The sequence below is a fragment of the Gracilibacillus alcaliphilus genome (genome assembly GCF_016909015.1).
GTDB lineage: Bacteria > Bacillota > Bacilli > Bacillales > Amphibacillaceae > Gracilibacillus > Gracilibacillus alcaliphilus.
This window is the reverse complement of sequence record NZ_JAFBFA010000032.1, coordinates 24,295-45,267: the sequence shown is the minus strand read 5'-3', so window position 1 is coordinate 45,267 and position 20,973 is coordinate 24,295. Positions and strand designations below refer to the sequence as shown.

Below are 20,973 nucleotides of genomic sequence, written 5' to 3'. Positions count from 1 at the left end.
CGGTGTATAACCGCTCATTGCTTAGTTGGATAAAAATCCCCTTCATTGTGGTATCCCCGATTTTCTTGGATCATTTATAACCACCGTTAATAATGGCTTCAGCATAGGCACCATTGATAATCGGTAATAATTTCTTGCTACACCTTTCCATTAGAGGATACGACATTTGAAGGCTGCTTCGTAAATTCGGTACATCCGCCTTATGGTAGACATGCTATATTGTAATATCGAATCTAATCCAAGCCAGGAGATACGTGATAAATCCCACTATGAGACTGATTCCAATAGCTACGATAATTATCGTTTGAAATAGTTTGATATCAGCAAGAAGTAAACTTAGGCCAAAACAGAGAAAAAGAAGAATAATTAATAGAGTAATCATCATTTTATAAGTAATCACAGTTGCTTTTTTCGAGATTAGTTCCTCACGCTCATCTTCTGCACTAAACTCTCCTTTTTTTGTATCGTACGCCTTATTCTTTTTTCCATATAAGAATCTGAACATGATAAAGATTACCATCCAAATCAAAAATAACAGCCAAAAGAGGCCAAGTTCAAACGAGATGGATGGCGAGTTTACCTCTATATGAGCCGAATAAACCGATTGAACCATCGCAACCATCAGCAAAAGTACCAGAATTATATTTCCGACTTGTTCAAATATAATTTTTTTCATCTCATGATGACTCCTCTCCTAAATAAAATAAGGTATGAATATCTGTTTCTAACACCTTAGCAATCTGCAGTGCTAATAATAATGATGGCGTATAATTCCCCTTTTCCAAAGAAACAATTGTTTTTCTGGATACACCGACCTTATTTGCCAATACTTCTTGCGTCATCTTTTGTTGTTTTCTGTAAATCTGAACTCGATTGATAACAATCATGACATCTCCCTTTTCTCCTATAATGTGAAGTTAACTTCACATTTCATAATATCAAACAAAATATGAGAAGTCAACTTCACATTTTTTAAAAAAATAAAGAAATAAGCGCTTTTATGTTGCAGCTACCTCTTGGTTAATTTATACAAATAAAAAAACACACCTTGAGAGATAATTTCCAAGGAGCGTTTCCATTAAATGTAATTTTATTTTCGACACTTGTGTATTTAGTAGTATACCTAAATTTTAAATATAAGTCTACAATTTTCTGAATTTAATTGATAAAATAACGAGACATTCTGTTAAGGAGGGATTTGTAGTGCCATTTGATGAAGAAAAAGAAGTATTAAACAACACACTAGCTGTGATTAACAAACAATATGAACGTTTAGCTTCTATCCCAGAATATCGCGGCGATGATTTTAACGAAAAAGTATTAGAAGATAGTCGAAGGCGGTTAAGAGAGTCCTTAACGATCGCTAAAAAAGAGCCTTATTTCGAACGGCTTGACTTTCAAGCAGAAGAAAAAAACGAGGTAACAACAACTTATATCGGAAAAGCCGGTGTTTTCGATGAGAAAACCGGCAATGTTCTCATTACAGATTGGCGTGCACCAATCGCCAGTTTGTTCTACGGTTTTAATGGAGGTGAGGATGACGTATACTATCGATCGCCTGACGGGCTAGTCGAAGGTGAAATTTATTTAAAAAGAAATATTGCCATCTATGACCAAAAGCTGCAAAGAGTAGTAGACCGTTATATTCGCGGAGAACAGGAACTATCGGGAGCCGATGAATTTCTATTATACAAATTAGGAGATCAGAAAGATAATCGACTTCGCGATATTGTCGCTACTATTCAAGGAGAGCAAAATGAAATTATTCGTCACCCATTACATCAAGCTGTGATTATCCAAGGGGTTGCAGGCAGCGGAAAAACGACTGTTGCCCTTCATCGACTTGCTTATCTGTTATATGAATATCGAGAACAATTAACGGCACATCGCATGATTATTTTTGCACCTAATACTATTTTTCTTGATTATATTTCACAAGTGCTGCCTGAATTGGGTGTTGGAGATATTGTGCAAACTACCTTTCCTCAATGGGTGATGACGATTATCGATGATCCAGATTGTCAGCTGGAATCGCTTAGTGAAAGAAGAAAGGCTTTTTTCGAGTCAACCATGGTTCATCAGGATAACTGGAAAGGAACACTAGCCTTTCAACAGCAAATAAGAAAGCAATTGTTACAATTAGAGAAAGACTGGCTGCCAGAAGAGGATTTTGTACCTTGGGAAAATAAACAAGGAGTTCCACTCGAAAAAATTAAAAACTGGATCGAAATAGATTTTAAGGATAACGCAGCAACTAAGAAATTTGAACGACTTAAGGCGAAACTAACACGTTGGGTGGAAATAGAGGCAAAAATGTATGAAGACAAAAAAGAACAGGCACAAGCTCAGAAGGAAGGTAAAAAAGAACTGAGAAAATATTTGCGCAAATGGAAAAAAAGAAAACCTTATGATCTTTATGCAGAAATCTTAAAGAGAATGGGCAAAGCAGATATGTTGCCGCCAAAGCAAAAAATAGCCTTAGATGACTTAGCTCCTTTACTAGATATTCATGACTATTGGTTTGGAATCGAGAAGGAAGAACGGTTCGATCATGTGGTGATTGACGAAGCACAAGATTTCTCTCCCTATCAAGTGGCCGTTTTACATGTTCGTACAAAAAGAAGTTCATTCACTATCTTAGGAGACTTGGCGCAAGGTATCCATAGTGATGAAGGAATTGAGCAATGGCAAAGTTTTATCGATCTCTTTGGTTCATCGCGTTCTAAGTTTTTCGAAATCACGAAAAGTTATCGTTCCACCTATGAGATTATTGCATTTTCTAACACGATTCTAAGCCATCTTACGAATCGTCCTGGTTATGCAGAGCCGATTTTTCGAAGTGGCGAAGAGGTAAATCTCCAGCAAGTAGACGCGGAGGCTAAAAAAGACAGGGTAATTAACTGGATTCAGCAAATGAAGGATCAGGATATGCATACGATTGCTGTTATTTTCAGATCAGAAGCGGCATGTCATGAGATTTACCCTTCATTAAAAAGCGTGTTTCCCGAATTAAACATGATGACAACCGAAGATAAAACATATGAAGGAGGAATCTCCTTGTTACCTGTCTATGTATCCAAAGGGTTAGAGTTCGATTCGGTGCTAATGGTTGATGTCGACGAGGCATCTTATCCAACTACAGAACAAGCGGCCAAATTATTATATGTCGGCTGTACAAGAGCACTTCATCATTTATCGGTGATTTACTGTGGAACACCGTCCAAATTGATTACAAGCAAATAGCCTTTTGGAAGAGGTAGAGTTTTCTCTGGGTGAGCATTTGCTCACCCAATGTGTTGTTGATAGAGTTTATTCGCAAATGATTGCCTAATCTTCTCGTACAGAAGAAAAAGACATTGTAGAGATATGCCAAGTGACAAATGCCCACAGGCAAAAGGAGAAATCCAAACTATGATCTAAAACTAAAACTCCCCCAATAGAATCAAGGACTAGCCAGCAGCAAAATAAAAGAAGTATTCCTCCCTAATAGAGAAAACACTTCTTTTCAAGAATATTCCTATTTAATTTAATTATTGACAATTCAAAAATAGACAAGGCCAGTATAACAAGAGAATGTTGCTGTAGCAGACGGACACGTACCTTTTTTATTACTCTTCAAATTGGTAAATTAATTCATATCTTGTTTCATCTAATAACTCAGCGACATGTACACGAACACCATGGCCAAAGATAACTTCATCATCTGACATGGCCACAATCATTGCACGCATATCGTTATGCACATCTAAATAAATATCGCCGACAGTCGGCTTAAGCGTTTCATCATTCTCTGCTAAATAAGAGATGGACTCATCAAGCAATTGCTGTTCTTCTGGTACAAGATTTTTATCAAAGTACGCAATCTCCTGACTTGCTTCTGCTTTTCCTGGAACCATTACAACATATTCAGTATACTTCACACCGTTATCACGTGTTGTAATAACATTCCCATTCTCTATTTTTTTCACTTTTTCAATTTCATTTAAAGAATAATGATCCAGAAAATCAGGGGTCGGTTTGACAATCAAAATATAGTCCCCTTCTGCTGCTTTCGCATATTGGTCAATCGTATACCTTTTCCCATAAAAGATAAATGTATCATTGTGTTTAGGTCGATAAAAATTAATCTCTCCTGCTGTTGCTAATACCTGTTTCATATCTTTCAAGCGATACATATGGACAGATTTTTTAAACATTGGTTTTACTGAATAGACTTTATGCAATTCATTTTCGAAAAAAACAAATTGCCCTTTTCTTACTTGAAAAAGCTTCATTACATTCCCTCCTTGATGAATATGTACCCTAAGGGACTCCATCGTATTGTAGAGCAGGAGAGTCCATTTTAGGTTAATCCTCTCTCTTCTCTTTCCTTCTTTTTGCTGACACTAAACATTCCCCATTCTGCCCTTCTCATAAGGCAGGAAAACAATCGGTTATTAACCAAAAGACAGGAATTATGTATCATGAAATCCAGCTAAAAAGAGTTTTTATTTTGAAGTAACTGTATATGTTAACAACCTATATATTAGACTTCTATTACCCTTATCTGTTGATTTCCAACGTAAGTATAACATGTGAAATCCATGAATGCTACCATGTTTTTTCGATTTGTCAGAAAATGCATTCCTATCTTAATGTAACCACTTTTGATAAAATGATACACAACCTGATAAGCCTATTATATGCAGACATTCAAACAACACGAAGCACTGCAACTCACTGCTCAGACAACATACTTTTCATCTTAAAAAAGAGTGCTTGCCTATTTTCATTGAGAAAGCATTACATTTATATTTGCGAGATATCTACTTTTTAGAGACACTTACCTTTACATCAGTATCTAACCTAAAAGTGCGTACTTACATACTACAAGTTTCTATCCTATACTCAAATAGAAAGATATTTGAAGGAGGATACATATCATATGAAGACACTTGTTGTAGTCGCACATCCAAATATAGAAACATCAGTCGTCAATAAACGCTGGATAGAAGAACTAGAACAATATCCTGAGGATTATACGATACACGAATTATATCAAGCCTACCCATCCGAAAAGATAGTTGCAGAAAAAGAAAGATATTTAATTGAATCCCATGATCAGCTCGTCCTGCAATTTCCGATTCAATGGTTTAACTGTCCATCACTTCTGAAGAAATGGCTTGATGAAGTCTTTGATTATGGTTGGGCCTATGGTTCCAATGGCGGAGACAAATTAAAAAACAAGAAAATTGCTTTAGCTGTTTCAGCTGGGATTAGAGCAAGTGATTACAGTGAAGATGGACGATATGGTCATCCATTAGAGCAGATTCTGCTTCCATTTAAAACGACCCTCCTCTATTGTCAAGCTGATTATCGATCCATTCATGCCTTTTATGGAGAAGAAAAAAAGCCAGGCGGTACAGAAGAAGAAGCATTACTGCCGGCGGAAAATGAATTAGAACGCAATACGAAAGCATATCTAACGTTTTTAAATAATCTATAAGTGTGTATGCAAAACTAACCTCTACTAGTAAACACGACTATTATAAAAATCAGAGATAATCAGCAGTTAATGAATCAATTATCTCTGGTTTTTATAATGAAAACGTGAGGAGTGCGCGGACTTTATGATCAGAGTCTTCATCCATACACACAAGTCTATATCATTCTTCTCTTGATTAATCCCAAGAAAGACGATGTTCTTTAATCAATGAAACCATAGCTTTTATAGCAGAAGAAAGTTGTTTATTTTTATGATACACCATAAAAGTAGCATTTCCTGTATGATTTAACTGCATCCATTCACCATGAATCTGCTTTGCTTCTATTTCCTTTTCCACTGAAAAGTAAGGTAAAATGGAAAAGCCTAGGCCTGACAGCACACATTGTTTAATCGCTTCTAAGCTTGAAAAGTTTAATACATTCTTTACCTCGATTTGTTTTTCCTGTACATAAGTCTCCAGCATGCTTTTATAGCTGCAGCTGTCTTCCGTAACTAGGATCGTATTTTCCGTATCCTCTTGATGGATGGGCCGAACCAGAACCACCGCTTCTTCTTTTATTTTTTCCATTGATAGTTCTTTATCAAACCAGTCACTTCTTTCTAATACCAAAGCCATATCAATCTGACCATTCCGAAGCGCAGTGGAAATATCCCTGTTTTCAAGTGATCGTAAAGACAGCTTTACATCAGGATATCTTTTTTTGTATTCCATCAGCAAGGACGGGATTCTGTATTGGGAAAAAATTTCTGTCACGCCAATAATCAGATTTCCTTTTGGTATGTCATCCAAATTCATGCTTTCTGTTGCTTCTTTGTACAAATCCACTATTTTAATAGCATATGGATGAAACTGTGTCCCATAATTAGTCAGAAAAACTTTGCGGCCGATACGGTCAAACAGAGGTTTACCCAATTCTTCTTCTAATTCCTTCACATGGACGGTAACAGAAGACTGTGAATAATCAAGGTATTCGGCAGCACGCTTAAACCCTCCTTTTTCAACAATGGTTTTAAATGTGATTAAATGGCGCAGCTCCATAATCTATCCTCCCCTTCTGTGATAGTTTAATAATATTAAATTATAACTTTTAAAACATTCGTTTTATTAAACATTTAAGTATCAGTATAATCAAATGGAGTTCTGTTGAAAAGGGGGAAAGCATAAAGGATCAAAAAAAGATAGGAAAAAAGGGAGGAGTTTAGATTGAAAGAAAAATATCCAACATTATCTAAACCGGCTACATTATTAGGTTTATTTATTCTTCTGTTAGCTGGTTTTATCACTATTTTTGATCTCTTTGTCGTAAATGTCGCCATTCCGAGCATACAAGGAGATTTGGGGGCAACTTTTTCACAAGTCGCGTTTATTGTGGCAGGCTATGAGCTTGGCTTTGCCGTACTCTTGATTATGGGCGGAAGGCTTGGCGATCGTTTTGGGCGCAGACGTCTGTTTATCGTAGGTATGCTTGGCTTCACCATTACATCGGCATTATGCGGATTAGCAGTTAACCCGGACATGCTTATCATTTCCAGAGTTCTTCAAGGATTGACCGCAGCGATGATGCAGCCGCAAATCTATTCTTCGATCCGAGTCAATTTCACAGGTCGTGAAAGAGGAATTGCTTTCAGCTTGCTTGGTATGGTGTTAGGTCTCGCTGCTATTGCAGGTCAAGTCCTTGGTGGTTTTATCGTAGAAGCAGATTTTGGGGGACTTGGCTGGCGTATGATTTTCTTAATTAATATTCCGATCGGAATTTTCTCCATTATTCTAGCACGGTTCATTCCTGAATCCCATGCTCCAGAGCGTCCTTTACTTGATTGGTCTGGCGTGATCATTGTCAGTCTAGGGTTGGTTTTATTCCTTTTTCCGCTCATTGAGTCACAAAATCATGGCTGGACGATATGGAGCTTTCTATCACTAGCAGCTTCTACCTTGATATTATTTGGTTTTTGGAAACATCAAGAAAAACGTCGAATTGCCAATCAACAGCCGCTGATAGACACGATACTATTACGGCAATCCCGCTTTAATATGGGCGGCAGTCTGGTATTACTCATTTATTCTACTTCGTCTGTCTTTTTCCTATCCTATGCACTATTGGTACAAACAGGGCTGGGATTAAGCCCGCTTTCCTCGGGACTTCTTTTTGTCCCTTGCAGTATCGGATTTACCGCAGCATCTATGGCAGCTCCTCGCCTGGTAGAATGCTTTGGAACGAAGACAATTTTTGGGGGTGCCGTTTTTTATACATTCTCTTTTGCCGTATTAATCGGGCAAGTATGGATGGCAGGAGGCGACTTAGTTGCCACTCACTTAATCACTGCACTTATTTTTGTAGGGGTTGGCCAAGGATTAGTCATGACACCGCTCTTAAATCTTGTATTAGGATTTGTAGAAGAAAACAAAGCAGGGATGGCCTCGGGGATTATTTCTACTTTGCAACAGGTCGGGGCAGCCATTGGTCTGGCAGCAGTAAGTATACTTTTTGGCGGTGTTATTGCTAATGCTACTGGAGGAGAAACTCAGAGCGGGCTTTATGCTTCCGCTTTTGCCAGTTCGATGTTTTACAATCTTATCGCTTCTTTGATTTCAGCGATTCTGCTATGGAAAATGGCAAAAGAACAGGCAAAACAATAAGCTTGCAAGATTCCATGTCAAAGCTGTTCTTCTTTTTGGAAAGTAATATAATTTCTGTACATTGGTTTGGATGAACAGACAAACGCACCACTCGGTATCTTTAACGAACAAGTGGTGCGTTTTTTTATGATGTTCCTTCAATCCAGCCATGATATAGGGAAGTTCAGAGGCCGTTGTTAAAAATCATGTTACTAATATTTGGTTTTATTTTAATGAGAGACGCGATGACGCCTTTAGGGCTATGGGAATTTGGAGTAGAAAGAAATATAATCTGGCTGCGATTCATTGATGATATTTTTATTCTAACAACATTAGCTTTCTTTTCTCTATTTTTAGCTCTAGTTATCTGCCGTTCTCATGCAGCACAAATGAACTGGTTTACCAATCAGCATAAAGTAAAGGCTGTCCTCATGGCAATAATTGCTGCTATTTTAGTAGCTGTGCCATTTATGATTCCATACCTTTTTATACCTATAGAAGAAAGAGGGGGATTATTTCCTCCTTCTCTCTGGTTTTCTCTATTGTTATTTGCACTTTTCGGAAATTTTTTAGAAGAAGTTCTTTTTAGAGGGCTTTTTCAAAGCTTTATGAAAGAAAAAGTTGGGAAAATTCGTTCTATTTTATTATCAGGTTTATTTTTTGCTATAGGTCATACATTTTTAGCTATTACAGTAACTAACTTAGGTATCTGGATATTAGTTTTTACCCTGTATGAAGGTATAATTTGCGCCATTATTTTCGAGAGATATGGATTAATTCCTGCTTCCATAACTCATGGCTTAGCTATTTTTCTAATATCGGCAAGCTTTATGTAATATGACATTGCTCTCCTTCTTAAAAGTATCAGCTGGCGCTATCTTTGAACAGAAAGTTTCATATCTGGTCCATTCACCAATAAAACTTGGCAACTTAAAAATACCAAGTTACTCACAACAAGAGTAATTTGGTATTTTAATGTTTATTCGAAAACATCTTTTGCCACATGAAGAAATTCCTTTACTGCAGGTGAGGCATTCGTGATTGATTGGCAGGCAAGCGCAACTTCACGGTTATTTTTCCTATTTAATTTACTAATTTTTATGTTTTGCTGTGTCTTTAAAAACAGTTCTGGACCAATCGTAACACCAAGCCCTTCCTGTACCATATTCGCAATCGTTGTACGGTCATGCACTTCAAAACGGATAGACGGCTGTATCTGTGCCTCTTCAAACATTGTTTCTACATGTGATTGATACATCCCTGTCGGCATAATAAAAGCTTCCTCGATTAAATCAGCCATATCTACCACTTCTTTGATCTGAAAGCGGTGTTCTGGATGATACGCTACCACCATCTCATCTGTTATCAAGGGAACCAAGTCAAAACCCGGATCTGTTTTTCCTTTGACAACAAAGCCAATATCAATAATGCCTGAATTCAGCCATTCGCTAATTTCTTCATATATTCCTTCATAAAACTTAAATTCGATATTAGGGTGTTTCTTCTGAAATTTGGCGAGCAATTTAGGTAATAAACAGGAGGAAGCACTTGCAAATGTACCAATACGGATAATGCCTGTTTCAAGATTCGTTGCTAATGCAATCTCTTGATAAATGCTTTCCATTCTTCTCAATACCTCTCTAATATGAGGGAGTACTTGTTGACCAATCTCCGTAAGGGTTATCCCTTTTCTGCGATCGCGGATTAATAGAGATACCCCCCATTCTGATTCTAAACTTGCCACTGCATGACTGACTGCTGATTGCGTCATATTTAATGTTTCCGCTGCTGCTGTAAAGCTGCCAAGCTCCACTACCTTTGCGATGATTTCAAAACGAACCACACTCATGAGTAATTACTCATCTCCTTTATTAAAAATATCAATTTTACTTATGTTAACACAGGACTTACAATAAAGTGAAACTTCATTCAGTGGGGCTGATTTTTATCCCCACTGAATGTTAGTTAAGCCAATCGGGCGTTACTGGCTGTTGAATCTCACGCTTAGAAATAACCTGCTTCCTTATTTCTTGAAGTGAGAGCCACTGCGATAAACACATTGTTTCAAAAAAGGGGGATACAACATGAAAAAATATATAAATCAGCTTACTATTATACTTTTAGCTCTGGGGGCTTTTGTAACTGGAACATCAGAATTTGTTGTTTCGGGAATTTTAGAATTGATTTCTTTTGAATTGGACGTTTCTATTGCCATGGCTGGTCAGTTGATCACGATTTATTCTCTGTCTTATGCCATTGGAGCATTAGTATTGGTTATGTTAACTGCAAAATTTGATCGTAAGAAAGTACTTTTATATGCCATCTCTATGGTGATGCTAGGAAATCTGGTTGCATTTTTCAGTTATAATTTTGTCATGCTTATGTTATCCAGGATCATTATGGCAATGAGCGGCGGACTGTATATTGTGGTAGCCACCAATTATGCGGCTCAAATCACAGTTCCTGAAAAAAGAGGCAGTGCTATGGCAACCGTAATTACAGGTTTTACTGTTTCCTTGGTACTTGGTGTGCCGATCGGGACACTTTTAGCTGGATATGTGGATTGGCATTATATTTTCCTTATCATTGCACTTGGGACTGTTCTGTTGTTAGCAGGACTTTACAAATTATTACCTGCTATAAAAGGAAACCAGCCACTGCCATTTAAACAACAGTTACACATTATGAAAGATAAACGAGTTCTTACTGGTTTGTTGACGACGATTTTTTGGATTCTAGGTTATACGATGGTATTTGCCTATATTGCTCCATTGTTAAGTAATACTGCTGGGTTTTCTATCAGGATGACTAGTATCGCTTTATTTGTTCTAGGCTCATTTGCTTTTATCGGATCACGTTTTGGGGGATATGCGGTAGACAAGTGGGGCCCAAATCGAACAATATCTCTTAGTTTATCTGTTCATATTGTTACCTTATTTGTACTAGCATTTACACAATACTCAACTACAGGTATATTTATCACCTTAGCTGTTTGGGGAATAGCTACATGGACGACAACACCAGCAAAACAATTTTATTTAGTCTCATTAAAGCCTCAATCCGCTGAAACCGTGTTAAGTTTTAATACCGCACTAATGAATATCGGAATGATGTTGGGGTCTGCCTTAGGAGGAGTTATTATTCAGTATCTGGATGTGATTCATTTAAGCTGGATTGCTGGTATATCTGTCATTATTGCACTTGTTTTTATCCGATGGTCTCTCTATTTAAATCACCATGTGGAAACAATTAACGATTGATGCTGGTTATGGATTGACACCATCCTGACAGTTATTGATCTCCTCTCTCTGCTTTCGAAAGAATTTTTTTAAACACGGTAGAACAAAAGCGCAGAGCGCCCTTACAGGCTAGAATCGCACCACCTGCATTAGCACCTCCTGTACGTCACAGCAACGTACGAAGATGAGGAAAGTTGCGCTAGTTGTCGGATCTAGACGTGACTATTCGTTTGCAAATAGTTATCCACAAACAAGTATTTTATAAATTCCTAGAACAAGAAAAAGTCATCGGGGCTGTTGCAAAATGTCAACCTTGCATTTTACAGCAGCTTTTTTGTTGTCGGATGGTTCATTTTGATTATTGCTAAAAAGCCTTTACATAAGACATCCTTTTTCAATTATCAAATTTGGCTTCAACAAATAGAATAATAGCATTAAAAGAATAGCCTTAGCATCTGGTTTAAAAGATGGCTCTTTGGGGCTTGATAAGTTAAGATACCCCGGCCTCATAGCGAAAGTCAACTCCTTAAAGCTTAAACAGCTAAGATATCATCTCAACATTTGATCATAAGCTCACACCTTAGGATTTGAAAAGAATAAGTCATGCGCTTAAAAAGAGAGACTGTCACACCATGTAGTTCCATTGTGCAACAGCCTCAGATGGCTTTGTTTGTCTATACCTATTTTAAAACCTGTTGGGTTCTTTTTCATCCAGATCCTGATAGAATTGTTCCTTTTGAGAAAGATAGCGACCATGACCACGACGTTCCCGGACATTTTTTATTTGTCCTTGAATATACATAGTGATTGGCACGACCCCGAGTGCATATCTTCCATACTGCCCTACTTCAAAGTCCGGTAGTACTGCTTCGACAACAGCAGGGAAAACCGTAAACACCAATACAAGCATAATCACTAAAACTGCTTCGGCATGAAAGCTTCTGCCTGTGCGGGTAGTTTTTCGGCCAAGCGACAGTATAAAAGAAATAACATAAACAAACACCATACAAAACCCTGCGTAAAGCATGATGAAATATGCTGCATATTTTGCATTGTCACCAATTAAGAAATTAACTGGCTCACCTTGGAACAAAATCCCTTCTTCACTTCCGTTAAACGTAAAGAATACAATGACCATATAACCAACCATAAAAAACATGAAAAAGGTGAGACAGAGCACAACGATTCCCCAAAGAATCAAGAACAGTCTTCGTATCAGGCGAAAAATAAGCCCCGAGCCAGGTATTTTGCTGATAAGAAAAATAACAAGCAAGAGAGCAGTGAACCCTCCAACAATAAATAGGGTAGAAAGTATTTCATCAGTTAGCATAATGTACTCCTTCATTAATCTCCAATATAGAGGAGTTTTTTATTATCATAAACAGATTGTAGCTCATTTGACAATAGGATTTTTTTATCATAATGCTAATCGTCCGTAAGACCCTCCTCTTGAAATTCAAGAAGCGTAATAGCCTAGGTATGGTCATTAACAATTCTAATCTGTTTGATTAAGCCTTATTAAGGGAGATGAAAAATGAACTGAATTCCCCCATCGTCATCCTTATTTCGGCCAAATTTTTAAAGTTTGGATAGAAGTATCTTATTGCACTAACATTTTACAAGAACTTGTCTGTTCCCATAGAGACTGTATACTAATATGTCACTTCTTAACCTTTCATTCCCTATAGTCAGCAAATTAAACCTGTAAATAAATCGTCTTTTACATGAAAGGATTCACCAGCATCTATTCTCTTGGCGAATCCTTATTTCATTTTCATTGGATTTTCTCTGACACCATTCTTGGAAACTGTTCCTTAATAATCGCAACATCCCATAATTCCCCAACCAGTAATCTATGATGGCTTCATTTTATATATTTGTTTTCTTGCAATTAATTTCAGACTTTTTAACTCCTTATCTTTTTTCTTACACTATAATCTGCTATTGGAAGACTAACTTTTCTTATTGCAACTCCTCTCAATCCATACTATTTCCTATGTTCTGCTTAATTTTGACACGGACTATATACTGTGATAGAATTCGTTTCAACCATAAAGTTAACTCAAGGTCTTTACTGACAAAAAGGAGCGAAATATACATGACTTATTCTATCAGTGATGTGGCCAAAAAATTAAATCTGACGATACACACGATTCGTTATTACGATAGAGAGGGATTAATCCCTTTTGTTGAACGTACCGCTAATGGAACAAGGGTGTTTAAGGATTCCGATATCGACTTATTAAACATTATTCAATGTTTGAAAGCTAGCGGTATGACGATCAAAGATATCAAGACCTTTATTGAATGGTGTTCTGATGGAGATTCCACCCTGCAACAACGATATGACCTGTTCTTGAAACAAAGAAGCGCAGTAGAGACACAGATGAAAGAACTAAAAAAGACACTGGACGTTATTGAACATAAATGTAACTACTATCAAGTGGCAGTGGAGGCTGGAACAGAAGATATTCATCAGCACAAGAAAATCGGCAATACCGTGTTTGAGTAATAGTCAATCATCTGTACGTCACGACTGTGATATACAGATGATTTTATTTATCTTTCTACAGCTCAAAAACTGATACATCAGGGGCAGCGGAATACACCTGTTTCGAAGTATAATACATATAAAGGCGATCACTAAGGAAACGCCCCCGACGAGTAAAATCTACTCTGTCCCCATTTGGGCGATGACCACTCCTGCTATACCAGTTCCAATCGTGGTGCCCAAGTGCTGCAATGACTATTTATCTGGATCGATTTCACAAGAGACGCTTATCCTTGCTGTAACTAGATATTTAGCTGGCATGCAACGAGGCGACCATTTATTTGATAAAGAATAAGCATTTCAAAGGCTTTCTTCCTGCAACGATTGATCTCGAAGAAATACAGCCAATCAGTTTAAAAATGCCCCTATAGAATAGACACTAAAAAAGTCTATCTATAGGGGCATTTTAATCATGATTCTACTGCTTCAACACATATTCTTTCAGTTAGAAATGAAACCTCCGGACAATTTCATTCTTCATGGTCTTTTCTGAAAACAGAATCATCCCAATTAGTGTTAGCAGAGCATATAAGGCGGTTGCAGCGCTTGGCCATAACACCGTTGACCAGGAGCTGAGAAAAAGAATAACAGGCAGAAAGCCTAAAATAACCATTGTTGTCATATACCCGATGTATTCCCGCCATTTCATTGGTTTTCGCAATACGATCATGGTTACAAACAAGGTAGCCAGTGTAACAAGAAAGGGAATCACGTAATGAATCGACCATTTCGAACTCCCTGATGCCGCATCCAGGATAAAAAGCATAATTGAAAGGGCAATCACTTGAAAAATCACCTTAGAACCAGTGTGTGCTTTAGAGAGTATCGTATGATTAATCAATAGTAACCCATATAATACGGGACCTAACACATACAAGAACCATAATTGATTTGGTTCCGTTAATAAATTGATCAATAAGCATGTACTGATAACAAAAATAGCAATAAAAAAGACGAGTCGCTGTGTAAAGCCACGCCGTTGGACCTTGGTTTCATAAACAGGATAATATACGTATTCTTCTAATTCCTCAGAAAGTTTGTGTTTACACAATGGACAATATGGTTGTTTTGTATAGATAAGGCACTTTGAACAATAATGCTGCATTGTTTTCACCTACTGTCGTTGGAGTACACCTCTATCTCCAAATGATATGTCTTGGCAAGCTCTCTGAAGAAAGTACGGATAATATCCGCTTCCTGTATTATTCTGGAAAATGTGAGGACGAGTTTATCACCTATCGCGATCATCGCTCCATTGATTGGGCTCTTCTCTGTCGGGTACAAAATCATTTCCATATGGGAGATGTGTAACTCCATTGATTCAGGTAGCTGTACTTTACCTACATTTGTCATCGTCATTGCTTTGGTGCGTTCACTAAAGCTCCTATATCCATAACGGATGGCACGGTATTTAAGTGGAAGCGGGATGAATCTTGCTGTCAATCTTGTTTGCCATTTCACTCGATCATTAATACTCTGCTGTAAGTTTTCTTTTTGTACTTTCTCTTGTAATTGCGTTGCTACTTCTGAAATAATGTCTTCTATCTTTGTCGTTTCAGTAACTGCCATGCCGACATTTACCACTCCAAAAAAATTACGCAGCGTATTTGAAGGGAAAATTTTCCTCAAGTTCACGGGAATAGCAATTTTTATTTCTTCTTGGTTTGCCCGATATTTCAATCTTTCTTTGTAAATAGCTGCAATGAGAAGTGCTGAAATAAAAACAGTAATCGTCGTTCCGTACCTTTTAGCAAGCTGATGTACCTTCTCTGCACTCATTTTCCCATGAATGACAATCGTTTGATCTATTGCTCCACCTCGAATTTGATAGGAGGACGCTTCTTTAAATTTGGCTGGTTTTTCATCTGTTACATAGTTTTGATAACTATCATCTCTTTCATAATAACTAGACTCACTATGAATATCAATCAATGCACTTTCATGATTCACGTCTTTTCCTAAATGGGTCAAATAATAATAAATCAATGCTTTAATAAATTCCGAAGCACCAGTCCCATCTGTTACAGAATGGAAAAATTCCACAGCGATCCGTTTTCGATAATAAATAACACGCAGTAAGAAGCCATTTGTTTCTAAGGGGTCCATTGGTGCACATGGATATTGACTTTCAGGCTGAACAAAAAGCTTTGCGTTATTCTCTACAAGGAAATCCCAGAAAACACCTTTACGAAGCTTTACCGCAAACATAGGAAGGCGTTTCAGAACATCGTCCAACGCAAGTTGAAGTTGATCTGGCTGTATTATTTCCTTCATCACTACAGCTATTCGGAAAACAGAAGAATTTGCTTGTTCCGATACAGCGTGAAACATCTTTCCTGCATTATCAAGTTTGTACCATTCATCCATCTGTCAAACACCCCTGCATGTAAGAGTTTTGCTTGTATATTATTGTACCCTAAAATAAAACGAGACTACCATCAATGGGGATTTTTTTCCCCACTGATGGCTAGCAAGACTTACCGGGGAGTTAGCGTCCTTTATCCCCCACTTCGACTGCTTTGATCTCTCTACAGTTCTAAAGAGATAGGAACTTACGGACGATTGCACCAGGATAAATCTAAATATATATTAATGTTGCCACTTATACTTTAACAAAATGTATTCTTTTATCAAACTTTATTATCTTATCAACAGAAGAACAGTCGGATAACAGATGGAATAGTGATTTTGCGAACTTTCAAAAAATAAGATAGGACAGTAAGGACTAAACATTTTACGTATGGTTGATGATATACACTATTTCTTTGGTCGACTTTTTTGCCTCAGGAATAGGATAAAGCACAAAAATATGATTCATTTTCGGATATTCAAAATAATTCATGTTAACTCCTTGTGATGTAAGCCTATCTCTGAACTTTCTAGCATCTGGCAAAAAAGCTTCATGTGTTCCTATGAATAACGTAATCTCCCTCAAGCCATTTGTCTCTCCATTTATCGGAATGAGTAAATAATTATTTGGATCCGTATACCCTGCGTATGCTGCTCCCGTTTGAATTAAACCATAAATGCCTAACATGGGATCTTTCTGTTCTAATGCATATGCATCTAGATTTTCCATCGTAATATCAAGCCAAGGTGAAAGTAAAATGATATGTCTTGGCTGTGGTAATTCTTTTTCCAAGAGCAATTGTGCTAAGGCTAATGCAAAGCCTCCTCCAGCAGAATCCCCCTTCAAGATAATATTTTCCTTATCCGCTGTCTCTAAAATCCATTCATAAATTACGATACGTCGAACATTAGATCTAGTAACTTGCAAGAGCGGTGTTGCAGCCTCGAACAACACTATGGTCAATCCTATTTAAATTGTCCCCCGACCCCTGTCTCAGTTCAGCGATCTTTTGCATTCAATTTTGAAGCAAAGATTTTGTTAGCTTCGAAATTTCCTCGATAATTAGTCCCGGTTCATGGTGATGCACATAATGTCCCGCACTGTCTAAAATTACTTGTTTGTTGTTTGTAGACCATTCTGCCAACGCTTCCTGAGACTCGGACCACCCCTTGATTGCTTGCTGATTGCTTCCCGATGTGAACCAAATTAGAGGTAGATCCCCAAGCTTACCTCCGTCGACCACTTTTTTAGCATTTGACTGAAGATGCAACATTTCATCAATGGTTGTGTCATTCGAGAAATTCTTTAGTAACATCGCAAGCTGCATATTTTTGAGTGGTTCAGGTATATGTTCCCCGTAACCCTCTTCCGGTTCCAGCAAGGTATCTGCAACAGAATCAACCTGAGACAGAATACGTAGAACCCCACTGGTTTTCAACATCTGCATGAACTTCTGCATTGCTTTGGAGGGTGTCTTATAGGTCTCGTAAAAAGTTGGATTGCCAGCATCAAGCAGAATGATACCTACGACTTCATCCGGATGTGTTTGGGCAAAGCGAATAGCTTCCAGAGAGGCAATCGAGTGTGCAACGAAAAGATAAGGTCCCTTCTCCCCACTCTCATGCAATAAAGTGTGTAATTCTCTCGTAATGGTGTCAACATCCCTTGAAACTGATGTTTGATCACTCCAGCCATAACCAAATCGATCATAAATGACCACTCTAGCCTGTTCAGAGAGTTTTTCATGCAGCGGATAGAAATCCACATAAGGATTTTCCGTACCATGCCCCGAAGCCATCACAATGGTAATATCTCCTTCACCTTGCGAGTAAACATGCATTTGTTTTCCTTCAACCTCCACCATTGTACCCAATGGCGGATATTGAATCTCTTCCTCCTTTAAACTTTGATGGTGGTAGATGGAACTTGCGCTACCTGACACGATAAGCAACAACACGATAAACAACAATACTTTAGCCCACCGTTTCTTCATCAACCTTGTCTTCTTTTGTTCTAGTGTCATGTTCTTCAACCCTACTTTCTTTTGTTGTCTGTTCTTCTATGGAACGAAGTTAATTTGCAATAAAAAATCTTTTATGCTATTATTATTATACAAAATAATAATAGTAAATCAAGCAATTCTATAAACGAAGAGGTGATTTCTGTGAAAAAAACCGATTTACTTCTCCATCCCGTACGCATGAGGATTATTCAACAACTGCTTGCGGGCGAGCCTCAGACAATTTTGCAATTGGTGGAAGCGCTTGGTGATGTGCCGCAAGCGACCTTATACCGCCATATGAAACTCATGTTGGAGTCCCATTTGATTGAAGTCGTCCAAGTTAACAAAATACACGGACAAGAAGAACGCGTCTATGCCGCTGTGAAAGAAAACTTATCCATTTCGCAAAGCGAAGTATATTCCGCCTCCCAAGAGGACCATATGCGGTACTTCTCCATCTTCCATGCGAATCTGCTGCAACAAGCAACCGCATATTTAAGTAAAACACCAGCAACGCAATACGAGGCAGATGGATTTGGCTACTGGAATGCTCCACTTCATATGACGGATGAAGAGTTTGCCTCTTTTGTTGTAGCCATCAATGAATTACTGGACAAAGTTGCGTCGAATAAGCCCACTTCTGAGCGTAAAACGCGTCTGTTTGCTTCCATGATGATTCCGCAATTTCAAAAACCAACAAGTAAAGGAGAGTAACGATGAATATTCAATTTTATTTTGATTCTAATGAAGTCGTCTTAACGTTTTCCGGGTTAGTAGCTATTACAGGTCTCAAGCGCAAACTGACAATTCCTTATTCTGCAATCATGTCTGTGGAGGCAGGGGGGTTTCATGAACGCGTCACCGCACTGCCTACTGGCGGTGTCTCCCTACCCTTTTACAGGACAGGACGCTTCTTCCATAATGGAAAACGTACCTTCATGGCTTACTCGAAACGAGATTCTGTCGTGACCCTCGAATTGGCCCCTTCATCTATGTACCAGCGCATTGTTGTGGAAACAGAGCAGCCTGAGCAAATCAAGCAGCAGTTGATGACTCATTGTCAATTTAAGGAGTGATTCCTCGCTTGTAGCAATATAGAAGAAATATAAAAATCGTTAGCATGCTATACTTTTATTACAACAATCGAAAGGGGTTTTACATTCATGATAATAAAAGTACAAAGAACTACTAAAACCTAAAGATTAGTTAACCTTTATGATGAAATTAAGCACGAGCGAAAGAGAGGTAACAAATTATGAAGCTTTTATCAGGGAAAGTGGCTTTGGTAGCTGGAGGAACCCGGGGCGCAGGCAGAGGCATTGCCATTGAATTAGGGGCAGCAGGTGCAACCGTCTACGTCACCGGACGTACAACACGGACGAGACGCTCTGAATACAACCGGCCGGAAACGATTGAAGAAACCGCCGAACTGGTTGAACAGGCAGGCGGCACCGGAATTGCGGTACAAGTCGATCACCTCGATCCTGTTCAGGTTCAAGCTTTAATTGCACGAATTGAACGCGAGCAAGGTCAACTAGACATTTTGGTCAACGATATCTGGGGTGGTGAATATATGGTGGAGTGGAATGTCCCGGTGTGGGAACATTCGTTGGAAAACGGGTTGCGCATGCTACATCTGGCCATAGACACCCATATAATTACAAGCCACTACGCGCTGCCGCTGCTAATCCGTAAACCCAATGGACTCGTTGTGGAAGTCACGGACGGCACGAAAGCCTATAATGAAACAAACTACAGGTTGTCGTTATTCTACGATTTGGCGAAGAACTCTGTCATACGAATGGCCAAGTCTTTGGCACATGAACTCGCCCCCTACCAAGGAACTGTCCTATCCGTATCGCCAGGCTGGCTACGCTCCGAAATCATGCTGGAGGAATACGGCGTAACTGAAACAAACTGGAGAGATGCGCTCGTCCGCGAACCACATTTCATCATTTCCGAAACACCTCGCTTTATTGGTCGCGGGATTGTAGCATTGGCTAATGACCCTGACCTCGCGCGCTGGAATGGACAATCCACCTCAAGCGGTGAGCTTGCAAATGAATATGGGATAACGGATCTCGACGGCTCACGGCCGGATGCTTGGCGTTACATTGTCGAAGTTCAGGATGCAGGCAAGCCGGCAGATGCTAAGGGGTACCGGTAAATTTATCCTTGACTACATCGAGCAGTCTAAGACACTACTGGAGAATCATCAGCAGGAAGACGGCACATCCGGATTCCGAAAGCGTTGCAGAAATACTTGAATGGGATGGAATGCCTTAATCCCAAATAAACAAAGGCAGCAATAAGGGGCTTCTCATCAAAGCCCCTTCCAATCTATCAGTGTCTGCAATATGATGCTGAACAACTTTTTTTCATATCATAAGGACAATAGCAATATCTTGCTGTTCGATCATTAAAAACTCTCCGAAGCAAACGCGCTTCGACGCACAGTTCCAACGTGCGATAAACGGTGGCTATTCCCAGCGCAGGATATTTGATCTTGGCCGCCCAAAACACGTCTTCCGCCGTCATAAGTCCTGCGCCTTTAGCTTCAAATACATTTATAATGACCGCACGTTGCTTGGTCCATTTTATCCCGACCCGCTTCATGCTTGCTTTTAGCGGTTCTTTATACGGCTGTGGCTCGGAAACCCTTTGTGACTTCATGGAATTTTCTGGTGCCGTTCGAATCCACGACCTCATGATCCTCTCCTCCTGTTTGT

20 protein-coding genes are annotated in these 20,973 nt (G+C 38.7%); 9 read left to right on the top strand and 11 right to left on the bottom strand.

Features of this window, described 5'->3' with window-relative positions; genetic code table 11:
- Positions 1-214: 214 nt before the first annotated feature.
- Together JOD18_RS18845 and JOD18_RS18840 are read right to left on the bottom strand one after the other, a co-directional pair.
- Positions 215-676: a DUF2178 domain-containing protein gene (locus JOD18_RS18845; protein ID WP_204670671.1), complete on the bottom strand. Its 462-nt coding sequence runs from the start codon at positions 674-676 to the stop codon at positions 215-217.
- A gap of 1 nt (position 677) precedes the next feature.
- Positions 678-887 (bottom strand): helix-turn-helix transcriptional regulator, encoded by a 210-nt coding sequence (locus JOD18_RS18840; protein WP_204670670.1) that lies wholly within the window; start codon positions 885-887, stop codon positions 678-680.
- Positions 888-1,203: 316 nt separating this feature from the next.
- On the opposite strand from JOD18_RS18840, the gene JOD18_RS18835 reads away from it, so the two are divergent.
- The gene (locus JOD18_RS18835) at positions 1,204-3,243 is read left to right on the top strand and encodes a 3'-5' exonuclease (RefSeq protein ID WP_204670669.1); all 2,040 of its coding nucleotides are present in this window, start codon (positions 1,204-1,206) and stop codon (positions 3,241-3,243) included.
- A gap of 365 nt (positions 3,244-3,608) precedes the next feature.
- On the opposite strand, the gene JOD18_RS18830 is transcribed toward JOD18_RS18835, so the two are convergent.
- On the bottom strand, positions 3,609-4,274 hold the full coding sequence (locus JOD18_RS18830) for a hypothetical protein (RefSeq protein WP_204670668.1): 666 nt from the start codon (positions 4,272-4,274) through the stop codon (positions 3,609-3,611).
- A gap of 650 nt (positions 4,275-4,924) precedes the next feature.
- On the opposite strand from JOD18_RS18830, the gene JOD18_RS18825 reads away from it, so the two are divergent.
- Entirely contained in the window at positions 4,925-5,485 is a 561-nt protein-coding gene (locus JOD18_RS18825; RefSeq protein ID WP_204670667.1) for an NAD(P)H-dependent oxidoreductase, read from the top strand.
- 175 nt (positions 5,486-5,660) lie between these two features.
- Here the strand turns inward: JOD18_RS18825 and JOD18_RS18820 are convergent, their stop codons facing one another.
- Positions 5,661-6,524 carry a LysR family transcriptional regulator gene (locus tag JOD18_RS18820; protein WP_204670666.1) on the bottom strand — a complete coding sequence of 288 codons (864 nt, stop codon included), beginning with the start codon at positions 6,522-6,524 and terminating at the stop codon, positions 5,661-5,663.
- Between the two features lie 165 nt (positions 6,525-6,689).
- Between JOD18_RS18820 and JOD18_RS18815 the strand changes: the two genes are divergently transcribed.
- Positions 6,690-8,123: an MFS transporter gene (locus tag JOD18_RS18815; RefSeq protein WP_204670665.1), complete on the top strand. Its 1,434-nt coding sequence runs from the start codon at positions 6,690-6,692 to the stop codon at positions 8,121-8,123.
- Between the two features lie 173 nt (positions 8,124-8,296).
- Positions 8,297-8,938: a CPBP family intramembrane glutamic endopeptidase gene (locus tag JOD18_RS18810; RefSeq protein ID WP_204670664.1), complete on the top strand. Its 642-nt coding sequence runs from the start codon at positions 8,297-8,299 to the stop codon at positions 8,936-8,938.
- A 143-nt stretch (positions 8,939-9,081) separates the two neighbouring features.
- Here the strand turns inward: JOD18_RS18810 and JOD18_RS18805 are convergent, their stop codons facing one another.
- Positions 9,082-9,951, bottom strand: a complete 870-nt coding sequence (locus tag JOD18_RS18805; RefSeq protein ID WP_204670663.1) for a LysR family transcriptional regulator — start codon at positions 9,949-9,951, stop codon at positions 9,082-9,084.
- 235 nt (positions 9,952-10,186) lie between these two features.
- Between JOD18_RS18805 and JOD18_RS18800 the strand changes: the two genes are divergently transcribed.
- Complete coding sequence (locus tag JOD18_RS18800; RefSeq protein ID WP_204670662.1) at positions 10,187-11,362, top strand: MFS transporter; 1,176 nt, start codon at positions 10,187-10,189, stop codon at positions 11,360-11,362.
- A gap of 664 nt (positions 11,363-12,026) precedes the next feature.
- On the opposite strand, the gene JOD18_RS18795 is transcribed toward JOD18_RS18800, so the two are convergent.
- Positions 12,027-12,671 (bottom strand): hypothetical protein, encoded by a 645-nt coding sequence (locus JOD18_RS18795; RefSeq protein ID WP_204670661.1) that lies wholly within the window; start codon positions 12,669-12,671, stop codon positions 12,027-12,029.
- A gap of 768 nt (positions 12,672-13,439) precedes the next feature.
- Between JOD18_RS18795 and JOD18_RS18790 the strand changes: the two genes are divergently transcribed.
- Entirely contained in the window at positions 13,440-13,853 is a 414-nt protein-coding gene (locus JOD18_RS18790) for a MerR family transcriptional regulator (RefSeq protein WP_204670660.1), read from the top strand.
- A gap of 484 nt (positions 13,854-14,337) precedes the next feature.
- Here the strand turns inward: JOD18_RS18790 and JOD18_RS18785 are convergent, their stop codons facing one another.
- The 4 genes from JOD18_RS18785 to JOD18_RS18770 all read right to left on the bottom strand — a co-directional run bounded on the left by JOD18_RS18785 (position 14,338) and on the right by JOD18_RS18770 (position 18,265).
- Positions 14,338-14,997: a DUF6320 domain-containing protein gene (locus JOD18_RS18785; RefSeq protein WP_204670659.1), complete on the bottom strand. Its 660-nt coding sequence runs from the start codon at positions 14,995-14,997 to the stop codon at positions 14,338-14,340.
- 5 nt (positions 14,998-15,002) lie between these two features.
- Positions 15,003-16,259, bottom strand: coding sequence for an acyltransferase (locus JOD18_RS18780; RefSeq protein ID WP_204670658.1), 1,257 nt, complete (start codon positions 16,257-16,259; stop codon positions 15,003-15,005).
- A gap of 367 nt (positions 16,260-16,626) precedes the next feature.
- Complete coding sequence (locus JOD18_RS18775) at positions 16,627-17,196, bottom strand: alpha/beta hydrolase fold domain-containing protein (protein ID WP_204670657.1); 570 nt, start codon at positions 17,194-17,196, stop codon at positions 16,627-16,629.
- 61 nt (positions 17,197-17,257) lie between these two features.
- The gene (locus JOD18_RS18770; protein ID WP_204670656.1) at positions 17,258-18,265 is read right to left on the bottom strand and encodes an alpha/beta hydrolase; all 1,008 of its coding nucleotides are present in this window, start codon (positions 18,263-18,265) and stop codon (positions 17,258-17,260) included.
- A gap of 141 nt (positions 18,266-18,406) precedes the next feature.
- On the opposite strand from JOD18_RS18770, the gene JOD18_RS18765 reads away from it, so the two are divergent.
- The 3 genes from JOD18_RS18765 (at position 18,407) to JOD18_RS18755 (ending at position 20,411) form a co-directional block, all read left to right on the top strand.
- Entirely contained in the window at positions 18,407-18,958 is a 552-nt protein-coding gene (locus JOD18_RS18765) for a helix-turn-helix domain-containing protein (protein ID WP_204670655.1), read from the top strand.
- A gap of 2 nt (positions 18,959-18,960) precedes the next feature.
- Positions 18,961-19,320 carry a PH domain-containing protein gene (locus tag JOD18_RS18760; RefSeq protein ID WP_204670654.1) on the top strand — a complete coding sequence of 120 codons (360 nt, stop codon included), beginning with the start codon at positions 18,961-18,963 and terminating at the stop codon, positions 19,318-19,320.
- Positions 19,321-19,499: 179 nt separating this feature from the next.
- Positions 19,500-20,411 (top strand): SDR family oxidoreductase, encoded by a 912-nt coding sequence (locus JOD18_RS18755; RefSeq protein ID WP_204670653.1) that lies wholly within the window; start codon positions 19,500-19,502, stop codon positions 20,409-20,411.
- Between the two features lie 176 nt (positions 20,412-20,587).
- Here the strand turns inward: JOD18_RS18755 and JOD18_RS18750 are convergent, their stop codons facing one another.
- Entirely contained in the window at positions 20,588-20,953 is a 366-nt protein-coding gene (locus JOD18_RS18750) for a Fur family transcriptional regulator (protein ID WP_204670652.1), read from the bottom strand.
- Between the last annotated feature and the right edge of the window lie 20 nt (positions 20,954-20,973).